This is a genomic window from Acetobacter sp. ESL1128 (genome assembly GCF_058505085.1).
The window spans coordinates 1513548-1540165 of the sequence record NZ_CP196369.1; the positions used below are offsets into that span (position 1 = coordinate 1513548).

At 57.3% G+C, this 26618-nt stretch carries 28 protein-coding genes; 19 read left to right on the plus strand and 9 right to left on the minus strand.

Going from position 1 to position 26618, the window contains the following annotated elements; all coding sequences use genetic code 11:
• The first annotated feature begins 125 nt into the window (after nt 1-125).
• The 7 genes from pdhA (at nt 126) to ACSYTG_RS07005 (ending at nt 7179) form a co-directional block, all read left to right on the plus strand.
• Entirely contained in the window at nt 126-1136 is a 1011-nt protein-coding gene (gene pdhA, locus ACSYTG_RS06975; RefSeq protein ID WP_086645977.1) for a pyruvate dehydrogenase (acetyl-transferring) E1 component subunit alpha, read from the plus strand.
• 7 nt (nt 1137-1143) lie between these two features.
• Complete coding sequence (locus ACSYTG_RS06980) at nt 1144-2502, plus strand: pyruvate dehydrogenase complex E1 component subunit beta (RefSeq protein WP_489782808.1); 1359 nt, start codon at nt 1144-1146, stop codon at nt 2500-2502.
• Between the two features lie 11 nt (nt 2503-2513).
• Nucleotides 2514-3782: a pyruvate dehydrogenase complex dihydrolipoamide acetyltransferase gene (locus ACSYTG_RS06985; protein WP_489782809.1), complete on the plus strand. Its 1269-nt coding sequence runs from the start codon at nt 2514-2516 to the stop codon at nt 3780-3782.
• A gap of 30 nt (nt 3783-3812) precedes the next feature.
• Entirely contained in the window at nt 3813-5225 is a 1413-nt protein-coding gene (lpdA, locus tag ACSYTG_RS06990; RefSeq protein WP_489782810.1) for a dihydrolipoyl dehydrogenase, read from the plus strand.
• Between the two features lie 140 nt (nt 5226-5365).
• A complete protein-coding gene (gene lipA / locus ACSYTG_RS06995; protein WP_086646064.1) occupies nt 5366-6340 on the plus strand; it encodes a lipoyl synthase in 975 nt (324 codons plus the stop codon).
• Entirely contained in the window at nt 6340-6831 is a 492-nt protein-coding gene (locus ACSYTG_RS07000; RefSeq protein WP_086645973.1) for a type II toxin-antitoxin system RatA family toxin, read from the plus strand. Before lipA ends, ACSYTG_RS07000 begins: the two co-directional genes overlap by 1 nt.
• Before the next feature lie 51 nt (nt 6832-6882).
• Nucleotides 6883-7179, plus strand: a complete 297-nt coding sequence (locus ACSYTG_RS07005; RefSeq protein WP_489782811.1) for a hypothetical protein — start codon at nt 6883-6885, stop codon at nt 7177-7179.
• A 4-nt stretch (nt 7180-7183) separates the two neighbouring features.
• Here ACSYTG_RS07005 and ACSYTG_RS07010 read toward each other — a convergent pair whose 3' ends face one another.
• The 4 genes from ACSYTG_RS07010 to ACSYTG_RS07025 form a co-directional block, all read right to left on the minus strand.
• Nucleotides 7184-7699, minus strand: a complete 516-nt coding sequence (locus tag ACSYTG_RS07010; RefSeq protein ID WP_489782812.1) for a CinA family protein — start codon at nt 7697-7699, stop codon at nt 7184-7186.
• Nucleotides 7700-7711: 12 nt separating this feature from the next.
• Nucleotides 7712-8194, minus strand: a complete 483-nt coding sequence (locus ACSYTG_RS07015; protein WP_489782813.1) for a phosphatidylglycerophosphatase A family protein — start codon at nt 8192-8194, stop codon at nt 7712-7714.
• Nucleotides 8191-10167 carry a lytic transglycosylase domain-containing protein gene (locus ACSYTG_RS07020; protein WP_489782814.1) on the minus strand — a complete coding sequence of 659 codons (1977 nt, stop codon included), beginning with the start codon at nt 10165-10167 and terminating at the stop codon, nt 8191-8193. Before ACSYTG_RS07020 ends, ACSYTG_RS07015 begins: the two co-directional genes overlap by 4 nt.
• A gap of 83 nt (nt 10168-10250) precedes the next feature.
• A complete protein-coding gene (locus tag ACSYTG_RS07025) occupies nt 10251-10859 on the minus strand; it encodes a YjbE family putative metal transport protein (protein ID WP_253527523.1) in 609 nt (202 codons plus the stop codon).
• A gap of 162 nt (nt 10860-11021) precedes the next feature.
• Here ACSYTG_RS07025 and purB point away from each other — a divergent pair, with 162 nt between their 5' ends.
• The 9 genes from purB (at nt 11022) to ACSYTG_RS07070 (ending at nt 17841) form a co-directional block, all read left to right on the plus strand.
• Nucleotides 11022-12371, plus strand: coding sequence for an adenylosuccinate lyase (purB, locus tag ACSYTG_RS07030; protein ID WP_086645967.1), 1350 nt, complete (start codon nt 11022-11024; stop codon nt 12369-12371).
• 152 nt (nt 12372-12523) lie between these two features.
• On the plus strand, nt 12524-13291 hold the full coding sequence (purC, locus tag ACSYTG_RS07035; protein WP_086645966.1) for a phosphoribosylaminoimidazolesuccinocarboxamide synthase: 768 nt from the start codon (nt 12524-12526) through the stop codon (nt 13289-13291).
• A gap of 28 nt (nt 13292-13319) precedes the next feature.
• The gene (gene purS / locus ACSYTG_RS07040) at nt 13320-13562 is read left to right on the plus strand and encodes a phosphoribosylformylglycinamidine synthase subunit PurS (RefSeq protein ID WP_086645965.1); all 243 of its coding nucleotides are present in this window, start codon (nt 13320-13322) and stop codon (nt 13560-13562) included.
• Nucleotides 13559-13930, plus strand: a complete 372-nt coding sequence (locus ACSYTG_RS07045; RefSeq protein ID WP_165924907.1) for a Rap1a/Tai family immunity protein — start codon at nt 13559-13561, stop codon at nt 13928-13930. Before purS ends, ACSYTG_RS07045 begins: the two co-directional genes overlap by 4 nt.
• Nucleotides 13927-14628, plus strand: a complete 702-nt coding sequence (gene purQ / locus ACSYTG_RS07050; RefSeq protein WP_086645963.1) for a phosphoribosylformylglycinamidine synthase subunit PurQ — start codon at nt 13927-13929, stop codon at nt 14626-14628. Before ACSYTG_RS07045 ends, purQ begins: the two co-directional genes overlap by 4 nt.
• Complete coding sequence (gene purL / locus ACSYTG_RS07055) at nt 14625-16829, plus strand: phosphoribosylformylglycinamidine synthase subunit PurL (RefSeq protein ID WP_415419971.1); 2205 nt, start codon at nt 14625-14627, stop codon at nt 16827-16829. Before purQ ends, purL begins: the two co-directional genes overlap by 4 nt.
• Before the next feature lie 15 nt (nt 16830-16844).
• Nucleotides 16845-17075 carry a BolA/IbaG family iron-sulfur metabolism protein gene (locus tag ACSYTG_RS07060; protein ID WP_095348841.1) on the plus strand — a complete coding sequence of 77 codons (231 nt, stop codon included), beginning with the start codon at nt 16845-16847 and terminating at the stop codon, nt 17073-17075.
• A gap of 39 nt (nt 17076-17114) precedes the next feature.
• Nucleotides 17115-17453 carry a Grx4 family monothiol glutaredoxin gene (gene grxD / locus ACSYTG_RS07065; protein WP_086645961.1) on the plus strand — a complete coding sequence of 113 codons (339 nt, stop codon included), beginning with the start codon at nt 17115-17117 and terminating at the stop codon, nt 17451-17453.
• 70 nt (nt 17454-17523) lie between these two features.
• Nucleotides 17524-17841, plus strand: coding sequence for a hypothetical protein (locus ACSYTG_RS07070; RefSeq protein WP_489782815.1), 318 nt, complete (start codon nt 17524-17526; stop codon nt 17839-17841).
• Between the two features lie 56 nt (nt 17842-17897).
• On the opposite strand, the gene ACSYTG_RS07075 is transcribed toward ACSYTG_RS07070, so the two are convergent.
• Nucleotides 17898-18278, minus strand: coding sequence for a YraN family protein (locus ACSYTG_RS07075; RefSeq protein WP_489782816.1), 381 nt, complete (start codon nt 18276-18278; stop codon nt 17898-17900).
• A gap of 70 nt (nt 18279-18348) precedes the next feature.
• Here ACSYTG_RS07075 and cls point away from each other — a divergent pair, with 70 nt between their 5' ends.
• Entirely contained in the window at nt 18349-19776 is a 1428-nt protein-coding gene (cls, locus tag ACSYTG_RS07080) for a cardiolipin synthase (protein ID WP_165924909.1), read from the plus strand.
• Here the strand turns inward: cls and ACSYTG_RS07085 are convergent.
• Together ACSYTG_RS07085 and ACSYTG_RS07090 are read right to left on the minus strand one after the other, a co-directional pair.
• Nucleotides 19767-20474: an endonuclease/exonuclease/phosphatase family protein gene (locus ACSYTG_RS07085; protein ID WP_095348845.1), complete on the minus strand. Its 708-nt coding sequence runs from the start codon at nt 20472-20474 to the stop codon at nt 19767-19769. The genes cls and ACSYTG_RS07085 overlap by 10 nt on opposite strands.
• Entirely contained in the window at nt 20471-21559 is a 1089-nt protein-coding gene (locus tag ACSYTG_RS07090) for an AI-2E family transporter (RefSeq protein ID WP_489782817.1), read from the minus strand. The genes ACSYTG_RS07085 and ACSYTG_RS07090 overlap by 4 nt, the downstream gene beginning before the upstream one ends.
• Before the next feature lie 217 nt (nt 21560-21776).
• Between ACSYTG_RS07090 and ACSYTG_RS07095 the strand changes: the two genes are divergently transcribed.
• Complete coding sequence (locus ACSYTG_RS07095; RefSeq protein ID WP_489782818.1) at nt 21777-22625, plus strand: sulfurtransferase; 849 nt, start codon at nt 21777-21779, stop codon at nt 22623-22625.
• Complete coding sequence (gene metC / locus ACSYTG_RS07100) at nt 22622-23833, plus strand: cystathionine beta-lyase (RefSeq protein WP_415423801.1); 1212 nt, start codon at nt 22622-22624, stop codon at nt 23831-23833. Before ACSYTG_RS07095 ends, metC begins: the two co-directional genes overlap by 4 nt.
• Nucleotides 23834-23836: 3 nt before the next feature.
• Here the strand turns inward: metC and ACSYTG_RS07105 are convergent, their stop codons facing one another.
• Together ACSYTG_RS07105 and serA are read right to left on the minus strand one after the other, a co-directional pair.
• Nucleotides 23837-25330, minus strand: a complete 1494-nt coding sequence (locus ACSYTG_RS07105) for a YifB family Mg chelatase-like AAA ATPase (protein ID WP_095348848.1) — start codon at nt 25328-25330, stop codon at nt 23837-23839.
• A 22-nt stretch (nt 25331-25352) separates the two neighbouring features.
• Complete coding sequence (serA, locus tag ACSYTG_RS07110; protein WP_086645954.1) at nt 25353-26612, minus strand: phosphoglycerate dehydrogenase; 1260 nt, start codon at nt 26610-26612, stop codon at nt 25353-25355.
• Nucleotides 26613-26618 lie beyond the last annotated feature (6 nt).

Below are 26618 nucleotides of genomic sequence, written 5' to 3' on the forward strand. Positions count from 1 at the left end.
GCCCTGATCAGACGGCATTTTTTTATGCAAAAAACACGATAAAATGCTCGAACCGACCAGTCCCCTGGCCGCCAAGACATTACGTTATAAGACGCATTTACCTATGTATCGTAGAGGGTCCATACATGGAAACAACATCTGAGCAGGTCGGCGCAGTCGGTGGCAACGGCCCATCACTGACCCGGGAGCAGTTTCTAACAGCTTATCACGACATGCTGCTGATCCGCCGGTTTGAAGAAAAAGCCGGGCAGCTTTACGGCATGGGGCTGATCGGGGGGTTCTGCCACCTTTACATCGGGCAGGAAGCCGTTGTGGTTGGCATACAGATGTGCCTCAAGGACGGGGACAAGCTGATCACCTCCTACCGCGACCATGGGCAGATGCTTGTCGCAGGTATGACCCCGCGGGGCGTTATGGCTGAGTTGACCGGCCGCGCCACGGGCTATTCGCATGGCAAGGGCGGTTCCATGCACATGTTCTCGCGCGAGAAGAACTTCTATGGTGGGCATGGTATTGTTGGTGCACAGGTAGCACTTGGCATTGGTCTGGCCTTCGCCAACAAATATCGCGGCACGGATGAAGTTTCTGTTGCGTATTTTGGGGATGGCGCAGCCGGGCAGGGGCAGGTTTACGAAAGCTTCAATCTGGCCGCCCTGCACAAATTGCCCTGTATTTTTGTCATCGAAAACAACAAATACGGCATGGGCACTGCAATTGAGCGGGCTTCGGCTTCCCATAACCTATACAAAAATGGTGAGCCTTGGGGCATTCCCGGCGTGCAGGTGGATGGCATGGATGTTGCTGCCGTGCATGCCGCCGCAGCTCAGGCCGTCGCACACTGCCGCGCGGGCAAAGGTCCTTACATTCTGGAAATGATGACCTACCGCTACCGTGGTCACTCCATGTCCGATCCGGCCAAATACCGCACGCGTGAGGAAGTTGATCTGGTCCGCAAGACGCGTGACCCGATTGAACACGTCAAGCATATCCTTCTGGACGCCGGGGTTGAGGAAGCCACGCTCAAAGCCATGGAAGCCGAAATTAAAGCCGTCGTGAACGACTCAGCCGAATTCGCGCAGACCAGCCCGGAACCTGATCCTTCTGAACTTTATACGGACGTTGTGCTGGAGGCCTGAGCAGATTATGGCGACTAAAATTTTAATGCCCGCCCTTTCCCCCACCATGACAGAAGGCAAAATTGCCCGCTGGCTGAAAAAGGAAGGGGACACCATTACCACCGGCGACGTGCTGGCCGAGATCGAAACCGACAAGGCCACAATGGAAATTGAAGCCATTGAAGACGGTATTCTTGGTCGTGTGCTGATCAGCGAAGGGGTTGAAGGTGTTGCCGTCAACACCCCCATAGCCATTGTGGTTGAAGACGGTGAGGCCGTGCCCGAAACCGATACCGTAAGCGATGCGCCCACCACCAGCGCTCCCGCACCGGCAGCCGCCAGCACGGCATCCCCCGCAACCGCGCCCGCAACACCCCTGAGCCCGACCGAACCAGAGCAGGACTGGGGTGAAACGCGGGAAATTACCGTGCGTGAAGCCCTGCGCGACGCCATGGCAGCAGAACTACGCCGCGATGAAGACGTGTTCCTGCTGGGTGAGGAAGTCGCCGAATACCAGGGCGCTTACAAAATCTCCCAAGGGCTGTTGCAGGAGTTTGGCGAAAAACGCGTGCTGGACATGCCCATTACCGAGCATGGCTTTACCGGCATGGCCGTTGGCGCAGCCCTGACCGGGCTTAAACCTGTTGTCGAGTTCATGACCATGAACTTTGCCATGCAGGCCATTGACCACATTATCAACTCCGCTGCCAAAACGCTGTATATGTCCGGCGGGCAGATGGGGTGCCCCATTGTGTTCCGCGGCCCTAACGGCGCTGCCGCACGCGTGGGTGCCCAGCATTCGCAGTGTTACGCAAGCTGGTACGGCCATGTGCCAGGGCTTAAAGTTGTTGCCCCGTGGTCCGCAGCAGACGCCAAAGGGCTGCTGCGCGCTGCTATCCGCGACCCGAACCCGGTGATCGTGCTGGAAAATGAGATTCTTTACGGGCAGAAGTTCCCTTGCCCGATTGATGAAGATTTCATTCTACCCATTGGCAAGGCAAAGATCGAACGGGCTGGCACCGATGTTACCATCGTTGCTTTCTCCATTGCCGTAGGTACAGCGCTGGATGCAGCGGCTGAACTTGCCAAGCAGGGGATTGAGGCCGAAGTGATCAACCTGCGCAGCATTCGTCCGCTGGATACAGCCACAATTGTCAACAGCGTAAAAAAGACCAGCCGCCTTGTCACGGTGGAAGAGGGCTGGCCGTTTGCTGGCATTGGCTCCGAAGTGGCCATGCAGGTTATTGAACATGCCTTTGACTGGCTGGATGCACCACCCGTGCGCGTTGCCGGTGAAGATGTGCCCATGCCATTTGCAGCCAATCTGGAAAAACTGGCCCTTCCACAGTCTGAGCACGTGGTTAAAGCCGTGCGCAGCCTGATCTGAGGTGATGAAAGATGGCAATTGAAATTCTGATGCCCGCCCTCTCTCCCACCATGACAGAGGGTAAAATTGCCCGCTGGCTGAAAAAAGAGGGCGATACGGTTAGCAATGGCGATGTGCTGGCCGAGATCGAAACCGACAAGGCCACAATGGAAGTAGAAGCCATTGAAGATGGCATTTTTGGCCGCATCCTTGTTCCCGAAGGAACCGAGGGGGTTGCGGTCAATACGCCCATCGCCATTATGGTGGAAGAAGGGGAGGCTGTGCCGGACTCTGCCGCACCGTCCTCCACCAGCGCAGCTCCTGCACCCGCTCCCGCACAGGCGGGTGCTGTAGCACCATCCGCCGCACCAGCCAGTGCGCCGGTTGCCCCGGCGGCTGCATTGCAGGCCTCGCGCCCGGCCAACCGCATTGTTGCCTCCCCGCTGGCTCGCCGCATTGCCGCTGCAAAAAATGTGGACCTGTCCACGCTCAAAGGAACAGGGCCTAACGGGCGCATTGTCAAACGCGATGTGGAAGCGGCTGCCGCACAGGCAGCGGTTGCCCCCAAACCCGGCCAGCAGGCAAATGCACCTCTTCCCACGGGCGCAAGCCGTACGGTGCCGCACACCACCATGCGCAAGGTGATTGCCCGCCGGTTGAGTGAATCCAAGGCGACCATTCCGCACTTCTATGTTTCCATGGATGTGGAGCTTGATGCGCTTATGGCATTACGCTCACAGCTCAATGCTCTGTCTCATGATGAAGGGCAGGACGCGTTCAAGCTGTCGGTTAATGACATGCTGATCAAGGCGGCGGCTCTTGCGCTCAAGCAGGTGCCCGAAGTCAACGCCTCCTTTACGGAAGACGCCATGATCTTGCATGAAGATGCGGATATTTCCGTGGCGGTTTCCCTTGATGATGGGCTGATTACCCCCATTGTGCGGGCTGCGGACCGCAAAAGCCTCAAGCAGATCAGTCAGGAGGCCAAATCTCTGGTTTCCCGCGCCAGAGCAGGCAAGCTGAAGCCGGAAGAGTTTCAGGGCGGTACGTTCTCCATTTCCAATATGGGGATGTTCGGCGTCAAGGAATTCGCAGCTATTGTGAACCCCCCGCAGGCCGCCATTCTGGCCATTGCCGCTGGCAAAAGGCAGCCTGTTGTGAGTGGTGACGAAATTAAAGTGGCAACAGTCATGACTGTAACACTCTCGGTCGATCACCGTGCGGTGGATGGGGCCATGGCGGCCAAGTGGCTCTCGGCCTTCCGTAACATTGTGCAGGCACCTCTGGCTCTTGTTCTGTAACGCAGCCTTTTGCGGGAGAAATTTGGCATCATGAGCCAGACAGATTTTGATGTGATCGTCATTGGTGGCGGGCCGGGTGGGTATGTTGCCGCCCTACGCGCTGCCCAGCTTAAACTCTCCGTTGCGGTGGTTGAAGCCCAGCATCTTGGTGGCATCTGCCTTAACTGGGGATGCATCCCCACCAAGGCGCTGCTTCGGGCATCGGAAATCAATCATCTGCTACACGACCTGCCGACCTATGGGTTTAAGGCCGATGGCGTAAGCTGTGATTTTAAAAAAATTGTTGCCCGCTCCCGGGCTGTCTCCAAGCAGTTGTCCGCAGGGGTTGCGCATCTGCTTAAAAAGGCCAAGGTTCCGGTTTTTGACGGCCATGGCAAGCTGGACGGCACATTGGCCAACGGTCGCCGCAAAGTGCTCGTCAGCAAGGATGGAGCTGCCCCCACCACGCTCACCGCCCAGCACGTTATTCTGGCAACCGGTGCGCGCGCACGGGTGCTGCCGGGGCTGGAGCCGGATGGTCAATTCATCTGGTCCTACAAGGAAGCCCTTGTGCCAGAAACCATGCCCAAAAGCCTTGTGGTTATTGGTTCTGGCGCTATCGGCACCGAGTTTGCATCCTTCTACCGCAACATGGGTGCGGACGTAACGCTGGTGGAAGTTGCCGAGCGCATTCTGCCCGTAGAAGATGTTGAAATAAGCCAGCTTGCACGCAAAGCCTTTGAAAAACAGGGCATTCGGGTGCTGACCAGCGCCAAAATCGGCACGTTGCAGAAAACGGCAACCGGGGTCAGCATTCCCGTTACCGTCAATGGTAAAGCCGATACATTGGTTGCCGAACGGGTTATTTCTGCCGTTGGTATTGTTGGCAATGTGGAAAAAATCGGGCTGGAAGGGACCAAAATCCAGGTCGATCGGACGCATGTGGTCACAGATGCGCTTTGCCGCACGGGCGAGCCAGGCGTGTACGCTATTGGCGATCTGGCCGGTGCGCCATGGCTTGCCCACAAGGCCAGCCATGAAGCCGTGATGTGTGTAGAGGCCATTGCGGGTAGAAAAGTCCACCCAATTGACCCGACCAAAATACCCGGCTGCACCTACTGCCGCCCGCAAATTGCCTCCGTTGGTTACACGGAAGCAAAGGCGCTGGAGGCTGGTTACAAGGTACGTGTTGGCCGCTTCCCGCTTATTGCCAATGGTAAAGCCCTTGCCATGGGTGAACCGGACGGGCTGATCAAAACGGTTTTTGATGCCCAGACCGGCGAGCTCCTTGGCGCGCACATGATTGGCGCGGAAGTGACTGAAATGATTCAGGGTTACGTTATTGCCCGCACAGGGGAACTGACGGAAGCGGAACTGGCTGAAACCATTTTCCCGCATCCCACCATTTCTGAATCCATGCATGAGGCCGTTCTTGCGGCCTATGATGGCGCTTTGCACTTTTAGTCTTTTGTTTTCAAAAGGGTAGGGCATCAATCTCGCGGGTTTGATGCCCCATTCCCGGTTATCGCCTCTCCAACACCTTGACGTGCATGCAGGGGCATTCCAGTTCTATCTGCACTCTTTGGGTATAAATGGGCGAAGTCATGTCTACTCGTGTCGAGATTGATCATCGAAAAGGTGGGACAAGCCGGATACGGCACCCCGAAAAAGCCCATCGGCCGGACAACCCCATTGCCCGCAAGCCGGAGTGGATACGGGTTAGAGCACCCAACCACCCAACTTACCACGAAACACGAACCCTCATGCGTGACAACAAGCTGGTCACTGTATGTGAGGAGGCCGCATGCCCCAACATAGGGGAGTGCTGGTCACAGCGCCACGCCACCATGATGATCATGGGGGAAATCTGCACCCGTGCGTGTGCATTCTGCAATGTCAGCACCGGCTTGCCTCATGCACTGGATGACGGCGAGCCTGAACGCGTGGCAGAAGCCGTAGCCAAGCTGGGCCTGCGCCATGTAGTGATCACTTCTGTCGACCGGGATGATCTGGCCGATGGGGGCGCGCAGCATTTTGCGCGTGTCATTGCTGCCATACGCGCGACATCCCCCGACACGACCATTGAAATCCTGACACCGGATTTTTTACGTAAAGACAAGGCTCTGGAAGTGGTTGTTAAAGCCCGCCCGGACGTGTTCAACCATAATCTGGAAACCGTGCCACGCCTTTACCCCACCATCCGGCCCGGCGCGCGGTATTACCAGTCCATGCGTCTGCTGGACCGGGTCAAGCAGCTTGATCCTTCCATTTTCACCAAATCCGGGCTGATGCTGGGTTTGGGTGAAGAAAAAATGGAACTCGCTCAGGTCATGGATGACCTGCGCATTGCTGATGTGGATTTTATCACAATGGGGCAGTATTTGCAGCCCACGGTCAAGCACGCTGCCGTTGCGCGCTTTGTAACACCGGAAGAATTCGAGGAATACGGCACCATGGCGCGCGTAAAAGGGTTTTTGCAGGTCAGTTCCAGCCCCCTTACGCGCTCTTCCTACCATGCCGACACAGATTTTGCGCAGCTGCGCGAAGCACGCAACAAGCGCCTGAAGGAGGCTCTGTAATGCCTAAACACGCAGAGACGCGTGTTCTGCCCTATCGCCCCGACCAGATTTTTGATCTGGTTGCGGACGTTGCACACTACCCCGCCTTTTTACCCTGGTGTGTTGCCGCACGCTTGCGCAGCCGCACCGAAACAGAACTTGTTGCCGACCTGACCATAGGCTTTGGTCCGTTCAGGGAGAGTTTTACCTCCCGTGTGACACTGGACCGTCCGTCCACCATTACCGTGCGTTACGAGCGCGGGCCGTTCCGCTACCTGCGTAATGTGTGGAAGTTCACGCCCCATGCCAACGGCTGTCAGGTCGATTTTTTTGTCGATTTCGAGTTTAACTCCCGCATTCTGCAAGCGGCTATTGGTGTAGTCTTTACCGAGGCAACCCGTCTTATGGTTTCCGCTTTTATCAAGCGTGCCAAAGAGGTTTATGGCCCTCCCGTACTACAGGCTGGCACCGCCACTCCAGCCGCTCTTTCGGGCCAGAAAACGGCAACCTGAACCATACCTCCATCACGCAGAACCCAGAGTTTGAACACGGGGGACAACCGCATGCCCATACTGTTTTATCTGTTTCTGCTTGGTGGAATACTGGCACCAGTTGCACAGACTATGGCAGACACACTGCCAAAACAAACAGAGCGCACAGCCCCTACGGATCAGCCTCACGGCGGGAACGTAACAGCGGATGCGTTAAACGCTCAAAGTCTGGCGCATATACAGCGCACCCAGCCTGCCCAACCGGCCGCCACTCCTGCATTGCCAGATGGTACCATAGCCAAAGGCACAGGGGTTATGGCACCGGATTTACAGGAAGCCCCTGTTTATAACCCGGCAGACAGACGATAACCCGCTACAGATGAACCAAGCGGGCAGAAACAAGCCTTAAAGCGTGCAACACTGCCTGCTCGCGCACCTGTACCCGATCCCCGGAGAATATCTGCTGATCCGCGCGAGTTGGGCCTCCACGCAGCGCAGTGGCAAACCAGACCAGCCCCACAGGCTTGTCCACGCCCCCGCCTCCTGGCCCCGCAATACCGGAAATAGACACAGCCACACCAGCACTGGAGCTGGCGTTCAACGCGCCCTCAGCCATCTGCTCTACCGTTTGTGCACTCACCGCGCCATGGGCAGCTAATGTGCTGGCCTGTACGCCCAGTACTGCCTGCTTCATGCCGTTGGAGTAGGTGACAAAGCCACCTTCAGTCACATCTGATGACCCGGCAAAATGCGTTAATGCCCCGGCGACCAGCCCGCCCGTGCAGCTTTCAGCCGTAACAACCCGCAGTTCTGCTGCGCGCAACAGAGCCAGAACACGTTCGGCTTCGGCCAGAACCGCAGGGCCATACTCTTCTGTCTGTTCGCGCATGTTCAACCCTTTTTAGTTCCGTGCCGCCCATACTTTACGTAGTGCGTGCACACAGCCTGCACTGGCAAACCCGGCCAGCACATCATCCCCCATAACGCCAATGGCATCATGCCGCCTGTCCAGCGTGCCTATGGGGCCGGGCTTGGTAATATCAAACACGCGGAACAGCCCAAACGCCACAATGGGCCATAACAACCGGTGCGTGGCTTTGGTTGCTTCCTCGCTCTGGTCACTATCGGGTAAACAGGCCAGCAGGGCGATCCACATACCCGCCACTTCATCAATCACAATCCAGCTGTGGTCTTCCCCTTTGCCCGCCCGTGCTGTGGCCCACCACCCCACAACGGTTGCCGCTACAGCAGCACACGCCAGCGTGCGGGGCCGCTTTAGCAAAGGTAGCCCAACCAGCAAGGCAGCAAAGGAGCCAACGGTGCCGGGGGCACGGGGGGACAGGCCACAGCCTCCAAACGTTGCGATCAAACGGGCAGGGGTCATTCTGGTGTTCCCAATGCTTTGTAAACAATCATGTTTTCCCATACACGCTGTACGTAATTACGTGTTTCGGCATAGGGAATGTTTTCCACCCAGTCGATCATCTGCTCCATTTGCCCTCCATTATGGGCGGGATCGCCTGCCGTGGTCAGCCATTTGGCCAACCGGGTAGGCCCTCCATTATAGGCGGCAGCCATATAAGGCACTATGGGGCCAAACCGATCCTGCAAATGGAGCAGGTAGGCCGTACCCAGTTGCATGTTGTTTTGTGCATCCCGCAGCCCCACAGCCGTAGCGGCAGATGGCGCTACCCCAGCAGCCCGCACCATATCCGCCGCAGTGGAAGGCTTGATCTGCATAAGGCCGATTGCATTGGATGGGCTTACGGCATCGGGGTTAAAGCTACTCTCCTGCCGCATGAGGCCCATAACAAAATCTTGGGGCAAACTGCTCTGTGGCGGCGTGTAGGGCAGGGGCCAGCCCGAACGTAGCATAAACACACCATCCCGCCCGGCATGGCGTGCTACGGTAACGGCAATATCGGGCACCCCCAGACGCAACGCTAGAGACGAAAGCGCCTGACGTTGCGGTGTTTGTGTGACCTGTTTTTCAAACAGATTCAAAAAATCGCGCGTATGGTCTTTATCCCCCATAGCTGCCAACCGAAGAGCCGCCAGCAGCAGGTCATTGCCTGTTGGTAGTGTCTCTTCAGAAGACGGGGGCAGTGCGTTATCCGCATTCCTGAGGTTTTGCACGATCAGTGCAGGCACCTGTTCCGGTTCCAGCAGGGCATTGGCCTGACCTGCCAACGTTGCTGCTGCCATTTGACCGTAATAGGTGCCGGGGTAAGCGCTAGCACGCGTCCAGTCCGCCTGAGCCGAGGCCATATTGCCGACAGAAGCCCGGGCACGGCCAAGCCAGTAAAACCCACGGCTGCGCGTAATAAGCGACGAAGATTCTGTAAGCTGACGAAAAAAGTCCTCTGCGGTTGCGGCATCGTGCTGCATACGCAGAGCAATCCACCCGCTCAGGAACACAGCGTCCAGACGGCTTTCACCTTGGGCAATTGTGTCATTCGCCACGGCAAAGGCATCCCCGGCCCGATTCTGCTGGATCAGCTCACGGGCCAGCCCATCCCGCTCGCGCCAGAACAGCTTGGAGCGGGTTGTCCGTTCGGCCTCAACGGCTCCTGCTTTCCATAGAGCAACGGCTTCGTCATAGCGTTGCTGCCTGCGCAGCCAGCGGACCAGATCCAGCACAAGCCACGGGTCGGCACGCGCGGAAGAGGGCAGGGCATCAAACTGGGATTGTGCCGTTGGGTCATTGTTTCTTAATGCCAACCGGGCCTGCGCCAACGGCTGCCTGCTGGCGGAAAGATAAGGCAGGGTTTGCTGGGCAGCATTGACCAGACCAGACCGTTCCTCCCGGTCAAAACGTAACCATGAACTCTGGGGGGTAAGGCTTACCCCAAACGTGCTGGCCAACGTAGTTGCTGCTACAGGTGTGTCGTTTCCATTGGTCCATGCAGTTACGGCCTCGGCCGCAAGCTGCTGTTGGAGGGGTTTATCATCTGGTAGCTGCGTAGCGCACTGCACCAATGCCGGGGCATAAGTCAGTTTTTGGCTGTGGCACAAACGGGCCAGCACCTGTGTATCTGTCTCGTTTGCCAGAGCCTGTTGCATACGCAGGACCAGCACCGACCAGCGTGGCCACACACTGCCGGATTGTAAAAAATCGGCATAATCCTGAGCACTTGCATGTGCAGGCCCGACAAGACGGAGCCATGTATCCAGCCGATCGTTCAGGTTACCTACCGGCAAGGCATTGCGGGTGGGCGCACCATCACTTGCTCCGGCACTTTCCTCAGGTGCGGATACCTGCTGGGCAGATGGACCGGAGCAGGCGGTCAGGGAAAACCCGACCAGAGATACTGCGGCAACAAGCTGCCGCCGCCATGAAGGGTAAGAACGGGTCATACCCGAAATTCAACGGGTTTTTTACAATTTAGCAAGTTCTTTTGTCAGGCAGGGGCGGCCTGCCTGACACACTTGCGTCAGGCTCAGGACAGGTGGCCCCAAACCTCTCCGCCGCCGCTAACAATCAGTTCTACGGCAACGCCCAGCACAACCAGCAGCCCCACCCACGAAATCCACTTATAACGCTCAAGCAGCCGCGCAATCAGGGAGGCCGCAAGCCCCATAAGCACAACAGACAGGGCCAGCCCCATGACCAGAATACCGGGGTGCTCACGTGCAGCCCCGGCCACGGCCAGCACGTTATCCAGACTCATGGACAAATCAGCGATCAGGATTTTGATAATGGCCGAACGCAGGCTGCCCGGTGCGCTACCCGCTGCCCCATCAGCAGTATTGGCGTGCTGCATTTCGCGGTACATGCGCCAGCAGACCCATAGCAGGAGCAGGCCGCCGGCCAGTGTCAGGCCAACAATGCTCAACAGCTTGACCGCTACAAGTGCCAAAAGCACCCTGATGACCGCAGCCAGCCCCACACCGGCCCAAATGGCCTTGCGCCGCTGTGCCCCGCCAAGGGAGCGTACGGCCATACCAATGACAACTGCGTTGTCCCCGGCCAGAGTCACATCAATCAGCACAACCTGCAAGAGGGCGGCAACTGCCGGAAAACTGGCAGAATCAAATAGGTTGGCCACAATAACTCCGATTCCAGAACACGCATTGAATGGCGCGAATTTCTGGCACACGGCAGAAAATGTCAAAGTTTTCCGCATTGCGGGCAGACGACATGCGCGAAATCCGCTAGAGAGGCGCCACCTGTCTGACGTTTAAACTTTTCTGGTTAAGGAATTCGCGTTATGGTGCCGCGCTATACCCGCCCCGTCATGGCCGCAATCTGGTCCCCTGAAAACCGCTATCGAATCTGGTTCGAGATCGAAGCTCTGGCCTGTGAGGCCATGGCAGAATACGGGACGGTCCCCAAGGAAGCCGCCAAAGTGGTCCGCGAAAAAGGCAACGCCGCCATGGCTGCTTTTTGCGATGCAGACCTCGCCCGGATTGACGAGATCGAAGCCGAAACACGGCATGACGTTATTGCGTTCCTGACATGGCTGGCAGAAAAGGTTGGCCCCGAAAGCCGGTTTGTCCATCTGGGCATGACCTCCTCGGACGTGCTGGACACCTGCCTTGCCGTGCAGCTTGTGCAGGCCACCGACCTGCTGCTCAAGGATCTGGACGAAACTCTGGCCGCCCTTAAAGCACGTGCGTTTGAACACAAACACACCCTGACCATTGGCCGCAGCCACGGCATTCATGCCGAGCCCACATCTTTCGGTCTCAAGATTGCTGGCCATTACGCCGAGTTCGCCCGGAACAGAACCCGCCTTGAAACCGCACGGGCCGAAATTGCCACCTGTGCCATTTCCGGCGCTGTAGGCACATACGCCCATCTTGACCCGCGTGTGGAAGCCTACGTGGCCGAACGCCTTGGCCTGCAGGCCGAAGCGGTTTCCACCCAGGTTATCCCGCGTGACCGCCATGCGGCATTCTTCTGCGCTCTTGGCGTTATTGCCAGCGGCATTGAGCGGCTTGCAACGGAAGTCCGCCACCTGCAACGCTCCGAAGTGCGCGAAGCGGAGGAATTCTTCCATCCGGGGCAGAAGGGCTCTTCCGCCATGCCGCACAAGCGCAACCCCGTGCTGACCGAAAACCTGACCGGCCTTGCCCGTCTGGTGCGCGCGGCCGTTATTCCGGCACTGGAAAACGTGGCTCTGTGGCACGAACGTGACATCAGCCACTCCTCGGTCGAGCGCAACATCTGCCCCGATGCCACCATCGGGCTGGACTTTGCCCTGGCCCGCCTGTCCGGCATGATCTCCAAGCTTGTGGTGTACCCCGACCGTATGGCCGCGAATATCGAAAGCCTTGGCGGCGTGGTCCATTCGGGCGAAGTTCTGCTGGCACTGGCAAAAGCCGGCCTGTCGCGCGAAGATGCCTACCGTATTGTCCAGCGCAACGCGATGGCAACATGGACCAAGCTGGGTACGCCCGAAGGCAAAACGTTCCGCGAAAATCTGGCTGATGATGCCGAAATTTCGGGCCGCATTCCCGCCGATGTGCTGGATGCCGCCATGGACAGCCGCCAGCACCTGAAAGCACTGGACTTCCAGTTTGAAAAAATCTTCGGTGAAACTGGCCCCAAACAGTAACCGTCAGCCCGGTTTGCACAGGCTGTATCCTCCACGCGGGAAGCCTGCTATGAACACGGGAGCAATAAAGGGGTGAACCACCAGTCTGGTTCCCCCGTTTTTTGGGGTGGTCACCCAACCACCCGCACACATTTCGACAGGTAAGGATCATTATGGCCCGTCGCCGCCAGCTTTATGAAGGTAAAGCCAAAATCCTCTTTGAAGGTCCGGAACCGGGGACCCTTGTGCAATACTTCAAGGACGATGCCACGGCTGGCAATGGTGCCAAAAGCGGTGTGATTACCGGCAAAGGTGTGCTCAACAACCGCATTAGCGAACACCTGATGCTGCGTTTGCAGGAAATCGGCATCCCCACCCACTTTATCCGCCGCATTAACATGCGTGAGCAGCTGGTAAAGGAAGTGGAGATTATCCCGCTTGAGGTGGTCATCCGCAATGTTGCCGCTGGCAGCATTTCCAAGCGCTTCAACATCCCCGAAGGCCAGCGCCTGCCGCGCCCGATTGTTGAGTTCTATTACAAGAACGACGAACTCGGTGACCCGCTGGTATCGGAAGATCACATTATTGCATTTGGCTGGGCCTGCCCGCACGACCTGGAAGATATTACGGGCATGTCCATGCGCGTGAACGACTTCCTCTGCGGCCTGTTCAGCGGCATTGGCATCCAGCTCGTGGACTTTAAACTCGAGTTCGGCCGGTGCTGGGAAGGTGAGGACATGCGTATTGTTCTTGCTGACGAAATTTCGCCTGATAACTGCCGTCTGTGGGACCTTCACACAAACGAAAAGCTCGACAAGGATCGCTTCCGCCGCGATCTGGGCAACGTGAAGGAAGCTTATCAGGAAGTTGCACGCCGCATGGGCATCCTGCCGGAAAACGGCGCCGGGGGTGACATGAAAGGCCCAGAAACAGTTCAGTAACCCCTACGGGTACTTTGGGAGTTTGAGAATGAAAGTACGTGTAACCGTCATGCTTAAGGACGGCGTTCTGGACCCGCAGGGAAAGGCCATTGGTCACGCACTGCACACACTGGGCTTTGAAGGCGTGCAGGATGTGCGCGTTGGCAAGGTCATAGAGCTGGAACTGCATGGTGTAAAAGCAGAAGAAGCGCACGAAAAAGCGGGCGAAATGGCCCGCAACCTGCTCGCCAACCTGGTTATCGAGGACTACTCGGTAGAGGTTGTGGCATGAAGCGCCTCGCCCTGATCGCCCTTGCCGGTGTGCTGGCGGTCCCCACTCTGGCACATGCCCAGCGGCTGGCCCCCATGAAGGCGGGCGCACTTGGCAAGATGTGCTCCAGTTCGGCCTCACGCACCGCGTGCGATGCCTATCTGAGCGGCCTGACCGATGGCGTGACCCTTGCCCAGATCAACGCGCACAATACGGGCGATGCCTCCGCCCCCACGGGCTTTTGTGTGCCGGCAAGCGAAGACATTGCCGCCATCCGCACCAAGGTGCTCACCTGGCTGAAAGCGCATTCCGACTCTCTGGGCAAACCAGTGGGCGAGAGCGTTTTTACCGCCCTGCATGACTCTTATCCGTGTGACGTGAAAAAATGAAAGCAGCGATTGTCGTATTTCCCGGCACGAACCGGGAACGAGATATGGCCATTGCCCTGCGGCGCGTAACCGGGCAGGCCCCTCGCATGATCTGGCACCATGAGACAGATCTGAGCGGTGTGGATCTGGTCGTGCTGCCCGGTGGCTTCAGCTATGGTGACTACCTGCGTTGTGGCGCAATGGCCGCACATTCCCCCATCATGGGGGCCGTGCGCGACTTTGCCGCCAAAGGCGGGCATATTCTGGGCGTGTGCAACGGCTTCCAGATCCTGACCGAGAGCAACCTGCTCCCCGGTGCACTCCTGCGGAATGCGGACCTGCGGTTCCTTTCGCAGGACTGCCATCTGCGCGTGGAGGTTGAAGGCACTCCCTTTACCCGGCGCTGGAAAAAGGGCGACATCTTCCGCACGCCGCTGGCACATGGGGATGGCAACTACACAGCCGATGCCCAGACCCTTGCCGTGCTTGAAGGCGAAGGCCGTGTTGCATTCCGCTACGCCGATGCCAAAGGCCGTGTGTGCGCGGATGACAGAACAAGCAACCCCAACGGCAGCGTGAACAGCATTGCCGGTGTTCTGAGCGAAAACAAACGTATTTGCGGCATGATGCCCCACCCCGAGGATCTGGTTGATCCGCTGATGGGGGGCGAGGATGGTCTGCCGCTGTTTGAAGGTCTGGTGGAGGCTCTGGTCCGGTGAATAAGCCTGTAACCGTTGATGAATCCCTGGCGCGTGAATTCGGCCTGACGGGCGAGGAATACGGCCGTGTTCTGTCTATCATGGGCCGTACGCCCAGCCTGACGGAACTGGGCGTTTTTTCCGTCATGTGGTCGGAGCACTGCTCCTACAAATCCTCCCGTAAATGGCTGCGTGGCCTGCCCACCAAGGCTCCCTGGGTTATCCATGGGCCGGGTGAAAACGCAGGTGTTGTGGATATCGGGCAGGGTTATGCCGCCATCTTCAAGATGGAAAGCCATAACCACCCTTCCTTTATCGAACCCTATCAGGGTGCAGCCACAGGCGTTGGCGGCATTCTGCGTGACGTGTTCACCATGGGTGCACGCCCCATTGCCAACCTGAATGCCCTGCGTTTTGGCAGCCCTGAAAACCCCATTACCCGCCGGATTGTGGATGGCGTAGTGCGCGGGATTGGTGGCTATGGCAACTGCGTGGGTGTGCCGACAGTCGGGGGGGAAATCAACTTCCACCCGGCATATGATGGCAACCCGCTTGTTAACGCCATGACCGTGGGCATTGCCCGACAGGACCGTATTTTCCTGTCCGCAGCAGCCGGTGTTGGCAACCCTGTTGTCTATGTTGGTTCACGCACAGGGCGGGACGGGATCCATGGCGCCACCATGTCCTCCGCCGAGTTTGATGAAGACGCGCTTTCCAAGCGCCCGACCGTGCAGGTTGGCGACCCCTTCATTGAAAAACTGCTGATCGAAGCCTGTCTGGAACTGATGGCAACAGATGCCATTGTTGCCATTCAGGACATGGGTGCAGCAGGCCTGACCTCTTCCGCCGTGGAAATGGCTGGCAAAGGTGGCGTGGGTATCGAGCTTGACCTGGATGCCGTGCCCCAGCGCGAACCCAACATGACCGCATATGAGATGATGCTTTCTGAAAGTCAGGAACGCATGCTCATGGTCCTGCGCCCTGACCGGACAGAACTGGCACGCCAGATTTTTGAAAAGTGGGAACTGGACTTTGCCATTATCGGTCACCTGACCGAAACCGGCCATATTGTCATCAAGCACAAAGGCCAGCTTGAGGCTGACATTCCGCTTGAACCTCTGGCGGATGAAGCGCCGGTTTATGACCGTCCTTCCATCGCCCCGGAAAAACCTGCAGAGCTGGGCAGTGTTCACGCACCGCTCTCGCTTGATGCCATGCTGCTCCAGCTTGTGGCCTCGCCCGATCTGGCGTCGCGCGCATGGGTCTGGAACCAGTATGACAGCACCGTTGGGGGCCAGACCGTCCGCCGCCCCGGCGCTGCGGATGCCGCCATTGTTAAGGTAGAAGATACGCAGCTCGGTCTTGCACTGACAACGGATTGCACGCCGCGCTACTGTCAGGCGGACCCGCGCACAGGTGGTGCACAGGCCGTGGCTGAAGCATGGCGCAATATTACGGCAACCGGTGCACGCCCTCTGGCGGTGACGGATAACCTGAACTTCGGCAACCCTGAAAAGCCGGAGATCATGGGCCAGTTCATTGCGGCCCTCGAGGGTATGGGAGAGGCCTGCAAGGTTCTCGACTTCCCCATCGTGAGCGGTAACGTCTCCCTGTATAACGAAACCCGTATGCCCGACGGCACAACTCAGGCCATTCTGCCAACTCCCGCTATTGGTGGGCTTGGTGTGCTTGATGATGTGTCCTCTGCCGTGGGCCTTGGTATGCAGCCTGACAGTGACCTGGTGCTGATTGGCGCGACCAAGGGTGAACTTGGCCAGTCCATCTGGCTGCGCGAGATTCTGGGGCGTGAAGAAGGCGCACCACCAACGGTTGATCTGGCAGCAGAAAAGCGGAACGGGGATTTTGTCCGGGCCGAAATTCAGGCAGGCCAGATTAGCGCATGCCACGATATTGCCGATGGCGGTATTCTGGTTGCCGCAGCCGAAATGGTCATGGCATCCGGCACAGGTTGCGAACTGGAAAGCCCGGATTCCGGAATCCGCCCGGAAGCCTTCTGGTTTGGCGAGGATCAGGCCCGTTACCTTGTGTGCGTTGCCGATGCCCAGTCTTTTTGTGCCAAAGCCGCACAGGCCGGGGTGCCTGCACGTCTGATGGGTCGCTCCGGTGGAAATGATTTGATTCTTCCCAGCGGCGTCACCATATCTGCAGCACGCCTTAAATCAGCGCATGAAACCTTTTTTCCTGCACTGATGGACCAATAGGGAAGGGACAGCACCATGGCCATGTCCGCCACAGAACTTGAAGCTTATATTCTGAAGGCGTTCCCCGATGCCCAGATCAGGATTGATGATCTGGCGGGAGATGGGGATCACTATTCCTGTTCAATTGTAAGCGAAGCTTTTCGTGATGTTCCACGCGTAAGGCAGCATCAGCTCGTTTACAATGCGCTGGAAGGACACATGGGGGGCAAGCTGCATGCGCTGGCCCTCCGTACATCTGCTCCCTGACCAGAACCCGGCTTCCATACGACCAAGGACAACAGACAGATGACTGATTCCATCAAACAGACCATCCAGCAGGATATTGATTCCAACCCTGTCATGCTTTTCATGAAAGGGGATGCCGATTTCCCACAGTGTGGCTTTTCTGCCCGGGTAGTGCAGATTCTGCAGCAGATTGGTGTGCCGTTCAAAGCCGCCAATGTTCTGGCAGATTCCGCACTGCGTCAGGGCATTAAGGACTATTCCAACTGGCCCACCATTCCCCAGCTTTACGTCAAAGGTGAGTTTGTTGGTGGGTGCGACATTGTGACCGAAATGTACCAGACCGGTGAACTGCAAAAACTGCTGCAGGAAAAAAACATCGCCTGCAACGCATCCGCCTGAATTATAGGTTGTCAGCCTGCAATTGCTTTGTATAGTTTCAGGCAGACATAAGATCAGGGGGCTAAGGTTAATGACGCGAGTTCCGTTTGTACGCGGGCTTTTTGCTCTGGCCGGTATCGGTCTGAGTGTAATGGCCACCAGTTCTTCAGTGCATGCGGAACGCGTTCTTTCCGACTTGGAAGCCAGCAAGTTAACCTTTGCCTCCCTGACTGCTCCCCCTCCTGTTGTGCATGTTCGCCATGTTGTGCGCCATGCAGCCACAACAAACCATGCCTCGCACAAGATCATTCTGGCCTCTGCCCCACATGGTAAAATGGTGCATCTGGTTAGCTACCACCCTAGCGCGCATACTGTGGTACACAGCAACAAGCACCACCACCGTACCTGATTACAGTCTGGCTTTATACAGGTTCCGCCCTTTGGGCAGAGTAACCTGCTCCTGACTTACATCTGACGGATAATATCTTCCAGCCACTCCATCTGGCCTTGTGCGTCCAGCATAAACAGGTCAAAGCGCAGGTTTTCATACTGCCAATAGGGGTGGCTCTGTAGCAGGCACTCCGCAGCCCTGTACAACCGCCGGGACTGTGTTACGGAAAGACATTCCGCAGCCCCCCGCAATGTCTGCCGTTGTTTAACCTCAACAAAACAGATGGTTGCACCATTTTGGGCAACAATATCTATCTCGCCCCTGCGTGTTTTTGCTCTCTGGAGCAGAATGCTCCAGCCTGCTGCCCGCAGCCTTTGACAGACAGCCTCTTCCGCCGCCAGACCTCTCTTATAAGACTCATACCCTCTGGCCCGTTTTGCGGCAGAGACAGGCACCTGTTGTGCAGAACACTTATTCGCTATGTTATGGACGTCAGCCGCTTGTTGTGAAAGCCTTCTCTCCACCATGTTTTTTGATCTCCAGTTTTCCACAACAGCCTTTATTGTTGCGTGTATGCGCCTGAGCCTTGTTACGGGCGTAAGTTTGCATATTCTGCTCACAAAACGGAATACAGCATCTGCCATCGGGTGGATTGGCGTATGTGTTCTCATGCCGTTTCTGGGAACAGCTCTCTACCTCATGTTCGGGATCAACCGTGTCACCCGCCTTGCCAAAAAGCTGGTGGGGGACCGAACGGCACACAGACCGGATGGTGCGGACCTTTCCTCATGGAACAGGGAACTTGATGGCCAGTTTGCACCTCTGGCACTGATGGTGGGCAAACTGACAACCCGCCCCGTTGTGGGCAATAACAGTATTACCTGCCTGCATGATGGCGACGGTGCATACCCGCATATGCTGGACGCCATAGAAAAAGCGACCAGAAGCATTCTGCTGTGTTCGTATATTTTCCGGCATGATGCCAGTGGCCAGTTATTTGCAGACAGGCTGATTGCCGCACATAAAAGGGGTGTCAATGTCCGTGTACTGGTGGACGGTATTGGCAGCGGGTATTTTTTATCCCCCATCTACCGTTACCTGAAAAGGGAAGGGGTCCCCTGTGCACGCTTCATGCATTCGCTCCTTCCATGGCGGATGCCGTTCCTTAATTTGCGGAACCACCGGAAAATTCTGGTTGTGGATGGCAGCGTTGGGTTTATGGGGGGGCTCAACATCGCCGATAACAATCTGGTCGCGCGCAAACCCCGGCACCCTGTGTCCGATACGCATTTCCGGATCGAAGGGCCTGTTGTGCACCAATTGGCACAGGTTGCAGCATGGGACTGGTATTTTACAACCGGGGAACAACTGAACCGGGATCTTTTTTTACAGGAACATGCCAGTAAGGGGAGCTCTCTGGCCCGGATTGTCACAGCAGGCCCGGACACGGATCTGGAAAAAATTGAATACACCATGCTGCAGGCCATTACGCTTTCCCGCAAAAGCATACGGCTGATGACCCCCTATTTTTTACCGGGAGCGCGCTTTTTATCCGAACTTGGGCTGGCAGCCTTACGCGGCGTGCAGGTGGATATTATTATCCCGCTCCGCAGCAACCACCGCCCGCTGGACTGGGCCTGTGCGGCCAATATATCCCCTCTGCTGGATACGGGGGCACGGGTCTGGCACGCTAACCCACCCTTTAATCATTCCAAACTCATGGTGGTGGATAAGGCGTGGTCTTTTGTCGGCAGTTCCAATCTTGATATTCGCAGCCTGCGCCTGAACTTTGAGATCAATATGGAGACATATGACGTCACCATGGCGGAAATCATGGATGACTTCATATGCCAGCACCGTAACCACCGGCTAACGCATTATGATCTGGACAACCGGAACTTCCCCACCCGCATAAGGGATTCCTTTGCCAGACTGTTCATGCCTTACCTGTAAGCACTTGCCAGTGTGCGCCGGCCAATTTCTGGCTGGAGAGTGACCGCTATTGGCCGGTGATCCGAGGCAAAAACAGGCAGGACCTGTGCATCAGAACACACCATGCCTTCTACCAGGCAGCGGTCCAGACGAATGGGAAGCAGGTCAACCATACGGTGCGTTGGGGCTTTAGGCCCTACATCGGCAAACCCCGGCACAAGGGTTGGCCCCACCAGATTAAAATCCCCCAGAATAGCGCAGGGCGCAGAAAGCAGGGAGGCAATCCGCCGTAGCTGCCTGCGGTTAAGCATCTGCCCATGCGAAAGATGAACATTAGCCAAGGAAAACTGGGGATAATCTATTATCTGGGCATGCCGTTTGACAATTGGCCCGGATGGAATGGTGCATGCCCGTGGTGGGCGCGCAAAAGGCAGGCGGCTCCAGCACGCTACACCGTGAATACGCCCCGGCAGGGGGGAGCGGGCATAATGGCCACCAATCACATCTGGCAGCACATCAATTTCCACCGTGGCTTCCTGCATGAGCAGGATGTCCGGCTGTTCCGCTTCAATCAGGGCGGCCACATCATGCACGGTCGCTCCTGTACGGCGGAGCAGGTTCCAACTGATAATACGGACCCCGGGCGTATCATTGGCAGCCACATGCCTGCGCCGCCCTTTGGATGCAAGCTCAACAAACCGGGCCAGACGGCGCTTCATGGTACCATGTTCCTTGTATCATCCAATGGTGGCCGTGCCTGTTCGCCCTGCGCAAACTCCATGGTAAGCGTAAAACCAATAGCAAGCAGGACCGGCCCCAGAAAAATACCTACGCCCCCAAAAGCCAGCAACCCACCAATAACCCCCAGCACGGTCAGCAGATAAGGCAGCTTGGACCCTCGTGCGATAAACAGCGGACGGATCAGATGGTCCGCGCCGGAAATAAATGCAACACCATACACAATGAGCAAAATACCTTTGAGCTGGTGATGCGTTGCAAACAGCCACACGGCAGCCGGTATCCATACCAGTGGCGCACCAACCGGGAATACAGCCAGAAAGGCTGCAATGCCGCCCAGAATAACCGGCTCGGCCACTCCAAAAAACCACAGCCCGAAGCCGGTTAGAATACCCTGAATAATGGCAGTGCCCAGAATACCATACACGGTACCGCGCACCGTACTGGCAATGATGGACAGATGCCGCCCGGCCTGTAGCCCGGCAATCCGCAAGATAACAGCCTGCAACGTATCCCACAGGATGGAGCCACTGATCCAGAAAAAGAAGGAAATGAACAAAGCCGTTACAAGGTGCAACGCCCCGCTGGCCATCTGCATGAGCACGCTGAGAACAGACTGGATAATGCCCCCCGCATACGGCCGCAGTTCGGCCGCAGCAAGCCCGAGGTTACGGCTCCATAATGCCCAGCGGTGATGAATATCCGGCCCAAAAACAGGCAAATTATCCAGCCAGCGCGGCAGGGGGGGCAACTGGTTGACCTGCCCGAACAGGGTAGTCAACTGTGCGGCCCAGCGCGGGCCAGACGCTACACAGGCCGATGCTAAAAGTGCAAGCGGGAACACCACGCATACAGCGCACAGAACCGTCATGATCAGGCTGGCCGCATTGGCCCCCATGCTCCGCCGCAAATACTGGAAAAGAGGCCAGGTGGTATAGGTCAGCACCCCCGCCCAAAGCAGGGCAGAGGAAAAAGGAACCAGCACGGCTATGCAGCCATATGCAATTCCTGCCAGCAGTAAAAACCGGAGAATACGTTCAGCCGTCAATGTGTGACCATCTGTCATGCGCGCAACAAACCACCGAACGCCTTAATTTTGTGTTCCGCTTACAAGAACATGGCGTATCCGCTTTATGGTATGGCGCATTCCGCACCGAGTTTCCAGTCGGTTCGGATAAAGGCTTTGTGCTGCTCCCTTCACATATCATAACCCATTTGCCAGTTCCGAAGGACTATGTGATCGTTGTTGCCCTGTTAAAAAAAACTCCATGAGGCTTTTGGTCATGTCTCCTCTCATTCTAGGCAGTCTGTTGCCCGCACTTGCCAAGGACACCACAATCCGTTTTCTGGATGCCTCAACGCCTTTGCCGGGAGAGACATTTGACCCGCAGGCTGAATTCAGAGCCGGCCATATTCCGGGCAGCCAGTATTTTGACATCTCTATTTTTTCCGATCCACAGAGCACTCTGCCGCATACCGTGCCGTCTGCTGCACGCTTTGCCCATCTGTTCGGGCAGATGGGCATTACACCGCAAACCCATGTTGTTTTTTACGATCAGGGCAATGTGGCTTCTGCCTGCCGGGCTTGGTGGATGGCCCGGTTGTTCGGACATGAAAAAACCAAGATCATCCATGGCGGCCTCAACGCATGGAGACAGCAGAACCTGCCCGTGGAACAAGGGGAGGGCGCATCGCACGCTCCACAGGTCTATTACCCCAGAACAGAATATTCCCGTCTGGCCGGTCTTGGGGACATGCTGGAACATGTCCGGCGACAAAACCGCCCCATACTGGATGCCCGGAGTGCTGCGCGGTTTTATGGCACAGCGCCAGAACCACGTGCCGGCGTAAAATCCGGGCACATGCCCGGCGCGCGCAACATTCCCTACAAAACCGTGCTGGACGAAGCTGGCTTGTTCCTTCCTGCCATGCAGTTGCAAGCCCTGTTTGTGCAGGCAGGAGTTTCTGCCACCACGCACCCCATTACCACGTGCGGCTCCGGCATGACCGCCGCAGTTCTGAACGTTGCGCTGGAACTGGCCGGTTTTCCCTCCAACGCGCTTTATGATGGCTCCTGGGCCGAATGGGGCAGCACACCCGATATGCCTATCACAAACGGACAAAACCCATGACAGACCGCAACAGTGTTGATGCCGGATGGCACAAACTTGGCACATCCCTGACCCATACAGGCAGGGCTACCCCACCCGAGGCAGGTACATACGTCAACCCGCCCCTGGAACGGGGGTCCACCGTGCTCTTTCCCTCGCTCAAGAGCATGAACCGCAAGGGGCAGGAGCGTTATGACCACACCAGCATTTACGGTGCCATGGGTTCTCCCACCCAGCATGAGCTGGAAAAACTGATTGCACGTATAGAAGGTGGCACAGACTGCCAGATTGTCAGCTCTGGTCTGGCAGCATGCACCACACCTTTGCTGGCTTTTTTAAAAGCCGGTGATCACTGCCTGCTGGCAGATAGCGTTTATGGCCCAACCCGCCGCTTTGCTGAAAATATGCTCAGGCGCTTTGGTGTGGATATTTCCTACTTCCCTCCCTGTGCCAGCCGCGCCGAGGTGGAAGAGTACATTCAGCCCAACACCCGCATTATTTTTACCGAAAGCCCGGGCAGCCACACGTTTGAAGTGCAGGACATTCCCATGCTGGCCGAAGTTGCCCACCAGCATGGTGCGCGTCTTTTTCTGGACAACACATGGGGGTTTGGCATTTTTGCCCCGTTTGAACATGGCGTGGATGTTTCCATTCAGGCGCTGACCAAATACCCCTCCGGCCATTCCGATGTTATTGCCGGAGCTATCACCGTAGCGGATCAGGCAAGCTGGCATATCCTGCGCGATGCCTCCATCCAGCTTGGTCAGGTTGCCGGGCCGGATGAATGCTGGCTTACCCTGCGCGGCCTGCGCACAATGGGGGTACGTCTGGCGCAGCAGGCCCGCAGCGCCCTACAGGTTGCCACATGGCTTAAACAGCGCCCCGAAGTGGCACAGGTCCTGCACCCCGCACTGCCAGACTGCCCGGGCCACAACTTGTGGAAGCGTGACTTTACAGGCGCTGGTTGCCTGTTTGGCGTGGTCCTGAACGCGCCTTACACATGCCAGAACATGGAACGCATGATTAACGCCATGCGTCTGTTTGGTATTGGTGCATCCTGGGGGGGGTATGAAAGTCTGGTACTCCCGACCACGGGGGGCATAACCCGGAGCTTTGGCGCAGAACAGCCAGAAGCCCCCGCCTTCAGGCTACAGATCGGTCTGGAGAATGCACAGGACCTGATTGATGATCTGGATCAGGCTTTTAACGCGCTGCACCACACAGCGTAAGCCTTACGAAGCGGCGCGGGCACGGAATGTAGCAGCCTCGGCAATATGCTGTGGCTCTACATCTGCCGCAGCAGCCAGGTCGGCAATGGTTCTGGCAACCCGTAGCAGACGGGTGTAGCCACGCGCAGAAAAACGGAACCGCTCCGCCACAGCCTGCGCCAGTTCCTGTGCGTCCTTGGTAAGCGAGAGACTATTCAGCGCTGCCTCGGCATTTTTTTGTACACCCTGCCGCTCCGTCTGGCGCATTCTGGCTTGCGCCACGCGCTGGGCAACAGTTGCTGTGCTCTCCCCATCCGCCTGCGTCATATAACCAAGAGGTTCATACGGCTGCATGGCGACATGCAGATCAATACGGTCCATGAGCGGGCCGGACAGCCGCCCCAGATAATCCGCCCCACAACGGGGCGCTTTGCTACATTCGCGCGGTGCATCGCCCAGATACCCGCACCGGCAGGGGTTCATGGCGGCAATCAGCTGGAAGCGGGCAGGGTAGGTGACATGCACGGCGGCACGCGCGATGCTGACCTGCCCTGTTTCCAGCGGCTGGCGCAAAGCCTCAAGTGCTGCACGCGAAAATTCGGGTAATTCATCCAAAAACAGCACACCATGATGCGCCAGACTAATTTCGCCCGGTCTGGCCCGGGCACCACCACCCACCAGAGCTGGCAGGCTGGCAGAATGGTGTGGGTCTCTAACAGGTGGCCTGCGGATGGGCCTGCCATCCGGCAATAACCCGGCCGCACTGTAAATGCGTGAAACAGCGAGACTTTCCGATGGCAGCAGATCAGGTAATAACCCACGCAACCGCGCCGCCAGCATGGATTTGCCAGCACCGGGCGGGCCGGAGAGCAGGAGGGAGTGCCCACCAGCAGCCGCAATTTCCAACGCCCGACGCCCGATTTCCATCCCCTTGATGTCCGCAAGGTCAGGTTCAACACCGGCAGAGGGGGGCTCAGGGCTGGAAAAAACCGGAGCGCTAAGGATTTGCAGACCTGTAAAATGATTGATCAGCGCCAGCAGGTCCGGGGCTGCAAGAATGGCAATATCACCACCGCACAGGGCCTCTTCCCCCTGCGGGGCTGGGCATACAAGCCCCAGCCCCATGGAGGCTGCCTCCAGAGAAGCCGAAAGCACGCCCGAAACAGGGTTAAGCCGCCCATCAAGCGAGAGTTCGCCAAGGGCTGCATAACGGCCTACTTCTTCCGCAGGAATCACACCCATGGCAGCCAGCAGGGCCAGCGCAATAGGCAGGTCAAAATGCGACCCTTCCTTGGGGAGATCCGCGGGAACAAGATTAACAAGAATGCGCTTTGCGGGAAGCGCTAACCCTATGGCCGTCAAGGCAGCCCGAACGCGCTCGCGCGCTTCACCCACCGCTTTGTCGGGCAGACCCACAACCAGAAATGCAGGTAAACCGGAGGATACCTGCACCTCAACCCATACGGGTCTGGCCTCGATACCCGAAAAAGCAAAACTGCGGATGCGGGAATAGATCATTCCCGCGCTCCGCAGCCCATGCTTAGCGACCCTTGTAAATCAGGCGGGCACGAACCGTGCCATCAAGTTCACGCAGGGCTTTGAGCAGACGATCGTCCAGATCGGTATCCCCACCCGTATCGGCTTCGATCACCACATAACCGATCTCTCCATCGGTCTGGAGGAACTGAGCCGTTACGTTGCAGGTTTCGCGCAGGAAGATTTCATTCAGCTTCATCATAACACCGGGGATGTTATGGTGTGCATGCATGAAGCGCGTGCCACGCGGGCTTTGCGGCAGCTGAACGCCGGGGAAGTTGACCGCACCAAAGGTGGAGCCAACGTCCGAATATTCCACCAGCTTGCGCGCCACTTCCACGCCAATGCGTTCCTGAGCTTCCGCCGTGGAACCGCCGATATGGGGGGTGAGAATAACGTTATCCAGCCCCATGATCGGGGTGGACAGCAGATCACCCGGGCCTTTGGGCTCTTTGGGGTAAACGTCAATGGCGGCACCCAGCAGATGCCCGCTTTCCAGTGCCTTGGACAGCGCATCCAGATCAACAACATTGCCGCGGGCATTGTTGATGAGGAAGGAGCCCTTCTTCATCTTGCTGATCTGCTCTGCGCCCATCAGGTTTGCCGTGGTTGGCAGCTGAGGCACGTGCAGGCTGACCACGTCACTCTGGGCCAGCAGGTCATCCAGCGTGTCCACCGGCAGGGCGTTACCGTGGCCGAGTTTGTCCACCACATCGTAATAGACAACCCGCATGCCAAAGGCTTCCGCCAGAACGGAAAGCTGCGAGCCAATGGAGCCATAACCCACAATACCAAGGGTTTTGCCACGCACTTCCCAGCTATTGGCAGCAGATTTGGTCCACTCACCTTTATGGCATTCAACCGAGCGGGGGAAAATCCGGCGCATCAGCATCACAATTTCCCCCATGACCAGTTCGGCCACGGAGCGTGTGTTGCTGTACGGTGCGTTAAAAACCGGAATCCCGTTCAGGCGTGCGGTTTCAAGATCAACCTGGTTGGTGCCGATGCAAAAGCAGCCAATGGCCATCAGGCGATCAGCACCTTCAAGCACTTCCTTGGTCAGCTGCGTACGCGAGCGGATGCCAACAATATGCACACCTTCCAGCGCTTTTTTGAGCGCATCGCCCTCAAGCGCGCCTTTGTGGCGTACGACATTCTCGTAACCACAGGCCTTGAGGAGGGCGACGGCACTATCGTGGATACCCTCCAGCAGAAGAATACGGATCTTGTCCTTGGAGAGGGACAGGTGCGTGCTCGTGCTCATATTGGA